Origin of the sequence: Protofrankia sp. CiP3 (assembly GCF_917627345.1) — a bacterium.
Lineage (GTDB): Bacteria > Actinomycetota > Actinomycetes > Frankiales > Frankiaceae > Protofrankia.
The window spans coordinates 36,172-40,624 of the sequence record NZ_CAKJTM010000007.1; the positions used below are offsets into that span (position 1 = coordinate 36,172).

The window sequence follows — 4,453 nt, forward strand, 5'->3', positions numbered from 1 at the left end:
GTCGCCAGCATCATGATCATGTTTTTGATCGGTTCGGATGCCGTGCGAAGCCGTTTGTTGTAGCCGGACTGCTGGGGCAGGTAGGGGAACAGGTGGCGGACATCGCGCTTCGCGCGGCGCAGCCAACGCCGTTCGGAGGTGTAGCCCAGCAGGGCGGAGAGCGCCGCCACGGTGACCAGTTCGGCGTCACTGAGCGTGGGTGTGATCCCCACGGCGGGGCGCTCCGGCGCGAGCTGCGGCGAGGCCTTCACCGCATCGTCGATCGTGACGTAAAGTGCGGTTGCGAGGGTGTCTAAATCTGTTATCACAATCAGATCTTGGATGCCCTTGCCTTATGTCTGCAGGCGATCCCCTGGACTCAACCATCCAGTTAGAGCGCGGTTCGTGTGGCAGCAACCTGGTCTTCTATCCGGGGCTCGAACCAGTCACCGACGTCTTGACCAGCACCGCTGCGAGGCGCCGACCTCACAGCGATAGATCGCAAACCACACTGCGCAGGCCAGAGGCATGATCAGCAACCAGGTGGACCTTATGTACCGGCGTACGAACCGATCGATCTTGGTTGCAGGGCCTGAAAGCACCGTCCGTCCGGTCGCCACATGGAAGACTGTCGTCCATGCGATTGGAAGACTAGATGTGCTGCGATTGGTAGAGTAGCGGGGTGGTCGACTATCGGCGGCGCATCATCGACGACACGCTGGACGAGCTCCAGCCACACCTTCGCGCCTTGTCGATCCACGGCCCGAAGGGGGTCGGTAAGACCGCCACCGCGATGCAGCGTGCCGCATCGGTCGTTGACCTCAGCCTGGCCGGCCAACGTGAGATCGTCTCAGCGGACCCCTCGACACTGACCAGTCTGCCCGGGCCGGTCCTGGTGGACGAGTGGCAGAGGCTGCCCGAGGTCTGGGACCACGTGCGGCGCGCGGTCGACGCCGGCTCGCTGGCTGGCCATTTCATCATCGCGGGCAGTTCGGCTCCCCGGGGCGCCGTGGTCCACTCGGGCGCGGGACGGATCGTCCCGATGCGGATGCGCCCCCTGAGCGTCGCGGAGCGCGGCCTCGAAACACCGACGGTGAGCCTGGCCGCACTCCTGGGCGGGAACCGCGACATCAGCGGAACCACCAAGCTCCGGCTGGCGGACTACGTCGAGGAGATCACCGCCTCGGGCTTCCCCGCCATCCGCGGGCTGCCACCACGCGTACGCCGGGCGGAGCTGGACGCGTACCTGGACAATGTCGTGCAGCGGGAGTTCCCTGAGCAGGGCTACCCAGTCCGCCGGCCGGCCGTCCTACGAGCCTGGCTGGCCGCCTACGCCGCCGCGACCTCAACGACGACGGCCTATTCGAAGATTCTGGACGCGGCCACCGCCGGGCTGGCGAACAAGCCGGCCAAGGAAACCACGCTCGCCTACCGCGACGCGTTGTCGTCCTTGTGGCTGCTGGACGCAACAGCACCTTGGATCCCTGGTCGCAACCACTTCGACCGGCTTGCCCAGTCCTCCAAACACCACCTGGCAGACCCCGCCCTGGCCGCCCGGCTGCTCGGGCTCGATGGCTCCGCGCTTCTGCGCGCAGAGCAGGGAAGCGTGGGCCTGTCGGAAGGCACGATCCTCGGAGCGCTTTTCGAGCACCTTGCCGCGCTGAGCATGCACACCTACGCCGAGGCGGCCGAAGCCCGGGTGGGCCACCTGCGTACCCGTAACAACGACCATGAATTGGACCTGATCGTCCAGCGCGCCGACGGTCGCGTATTGGGCATCGAGGTCAAACTCGCAGACCGCGTCGAGGACGACGACGTCAAGCACCTCCGATGGCTTCGCGACCGGATCGGGAACGACCTGATCGACGCCGTCGTCATCTACGCCGGCGAGCGCGCGTACCGCCGGCGCGACGAGATCGCCGCTGTCCCGCTAGCACTGATCGGCCCGTGACCACCCCCCATCGCTTGACTGCGGGTGAACTTGCCCCGCTTTCGTGCTCACCTCCCACAAGCTGGCCATCACGCCCTCCGTCGCCGACGAGCCGGCAAGACGACCGCCCGATGTAGGGTGCGGCGGAATCTGCCTGGTGGCCTGGTGCACGACTCGGTGACCGTCCACCGCTGCCGGGCGCAGGGGTCCCCGAGCGGCGCGAAACGGCGTCTGGGGATAGCGGGGTGAGGCAGGCGTCGGTTTCTTCTGGTGAGATTCCGCGCTTGCCGAGCAGTGTGCGCAGGGTCCGGTCGAGCTTGCCCAGGATCTCGGCGGACCAGAGCAGCCGGTAGGCATCGGTGCTGGCGATTTCAGCAGCACGTCGCGGGCCCTGCTGGACACGAGGACGCAGGTGTCGAGCAGCGCGGAGAACATCCCGGTCAGCCTTCGGTCTTCGTGCGGGCGGCTTTCAACGCCGCGCGGGTCTCGTCGGAGCTGTCATCGTAGAGGCCGAGACGCTCGGTGTCGGCGACCATGTTGGCGAAGGCGAGATCGGCGGCATGGCGTTGGCGACGGCGGGACCGCCAGCGACGTCGATGTGCTGCTGGTACGGCCGGACACGGCCGACGAGGCCGACGAGGCATGGGGCAGGCAGGTCGAGGTGCTCCGCGACCGCGTCAAGGCATGGACCGGGAACCATTGCCAGATATACGAGGTCGACGGCACCGGCCTGGCCGAGCACGCCGAACAGGGAGAACCCATCGTCGCCGAGTGGCGACAAGACGCACTCTCGCTCTTCGGAGAAGACCTCCGCCGTGTTCTCGGCGCTGTCGCCCCACCTCGACGAAAAGGCACGTAAATGAGCCCCCGCCCCGCTGGGGGTCAGTTTTCAGGAAGCTGCGACAACGCCCACCGAGTCCTCAACACCTGCCACACCCAGTGGAAGGCCCTCGAAGACGCCCTCGACCTGATGCTCAGGTCGAGCCGCTCACGCCGGACGACGCCAGGGCTGTACTGGCGGCAACGGACAGCCGGCGCAACGGCGCGCGGTGGGTCGTGGCTCAGCTGAAGCGTGCCCTGCGGGGCTGAACCGCTACCAGGACTGCTCCGGCGATCTCTATCGCTGATCGCTCGATATCTACGTTCGACCTGCTCAAAGCCTATATTGATCTTGTTGAGCTGAGGGGGTGGAACTTGAGCCCCGATCTTGCCAGCTACCCGCACAAACGCCAGCCGCAGGCGACGTGGAATCCACCAGCCGGCTGGCTACGGCGGCACGGCTCGACGGGGTAAGCCGCTCAAGCAAGCAGAGCCGCTGGTCGCCACTACGAACGGGGGGCGGCGGAGGCAGGCAGAAGATCTCTGACGAACAAAGAGAGGGTCACTCTAGTCTTGATATCCGTACTATAGTGTTGATATCAAGACTAGAGTAAGGAGATCATATCGACCTCTCGTCTCCCGCCCGAGCCCTAGCACCGACACTCGACGTGCCGGTACTGGAGGTTCTGGCACGCACGCGCCGACCGCTGACAGGCAGGCAGATACACCAGCTTGCCGGTGTCGGGAGCGAGTCCGGGGTACGCAAGGTTCTCGCCCGCCTCGCCGCCCAGGGTCTCGTCCACGTCTCCGAGGCCGGCCAGGCGCAGCTCTACCTGGCCAACCGTGAGCACCTGGCGTGGCCCGCCGTGGACATCCTCTGTTCCCTGAAGGCCACCCTCCTCGACCGGCTCCGGGACCAGATCCGGTCCTGGCCGACCCCACCGCAGGCAGCGGCGCTGTTCGGTTCCGCGGCACGCGGCGACGGCGGGACCGCCAGCGACGTCGATGTGCTGCTGGTACGGCCGGACACGGTCAACGAGGCCGACGAGGCGTGGGGCAGGCAGGTCGAGGTGCTCCGCGACCGCGTCAAGGCATGGACCGGGAACCATTGCCAGATATACGAGGTCGACGGCACCGGCCTGGCCGAGCACGCCGAACAGGGAGAACCCATCGTCGCCGAGTGGCGACGAGACGCGCTCTCGCTCTTCGGAGAAGACCTCCGCCGTGTTCTCGGCGCTGTCGCCCCACCTCGACGAAAAGGCACGTAAATGAGCCCCCGCCCCACAGGCCGGACGCAGGGATGCGACCGGGAACAAGCCCGCATCCGCCTGACGCACGCGCGTGCGTTCCTCGACGCGGCCGGCCTCATCGGCGACGTCGACGACGATCTGGCTGGCCCGAACGTCGCGGCGGCTCTCGCCGTGCTCGCGGGTATCGCGGCAGCCGACGCCGCCTGCTGCCTGGCTGTCGGGCGGCGTTCCCGCGGCCAGGACCACCGGGAAGCCATCGGCCTGCTCAGCGAGGTCGAGCCGGGCGGCACGGCACTGGCCCGCGACCTCGCCCGCCTACTCGATGTCAAAGACGGGGCGCACTACGGCATGGTCTACGTCAGCCACCAGAAGGCCACTGCCGCGATCCGGCAGGCCCGCCGACTACTCGACGCGGCCGAACGTCTCGCGCTGTAGCCGCCTTGCCTCCAAGAATCTGGTGGTATTAAGAGCGCCC

4 protein-coding genes and 1 pseudogene are annotated in these 4,453 nt (G+C 67.1%); 4 read left to right on the top strand and 1 reads right to left on the bottom strand.

The annotated features are described in order from the left end of the window. Window positions 1-308 (bottom strand): annotated as a pseudogene (locus tag MJ797_RS04270) (IS982 family transposase); the annotation flags it as partial. Between the two features lie 353 nt (window positions 309-661). Here MJ797_RS04270 and MJ797_RS04275 point away from each other — a divergent pair. The 4 genes from MJ797_RS04275 (at window position 662) to MJ797_RS04290 (ending at window position 4,413) form a co-directional block, all read left to right on the top strand. Then, window positions 662-1,930, top strand: coding sequence for an ATP-binding protein (locus MJ797_RS04275; RefSeq protein WP_239332028.1), 1,269 nt, complete (start codon window positions 662-664; stop codon window positions 1,928-1,930). A gap of 577 nt (window positions 1,931-2,507) precedes the next feature. Next, window positions 2,508-2,768: a hypothetical protein gene (locus MJ797_RS04280; RefSeq protein WP_239332030.1), complete on the top strand. Its 261-nt coding sequence runs from the start codon at window positions 2,508-2,510 to the stop codon at window positions 2,766-2,768. A gap of 628 nt (window positions 2,769-3,396) precedes the next feature. Further along, window positions 3,397-3,996 carry a nucleotidyltransferase domain-containing protein gene (locus tag MJ797_RS04285; protein WP_239332032.1) on the top strand — a complete coding sequence of 200 codons (600 nt, stop codon included), beginning with the start codon at window positions 3,397-3,399 and terminating at the stop codon, window positions 3,994-3,996. Next, window positions 3,997-4,413, top strand: coding sequence for a hypothetical protein (locus MJ797_RS04290; protein WP_239332034.1), 417 nt, complete (start codon window positions 3,997-3,999; stop codon window positions 4,411-4,413). Window positions 4,414-4,453: the final 40 nt, after the last annotated feature.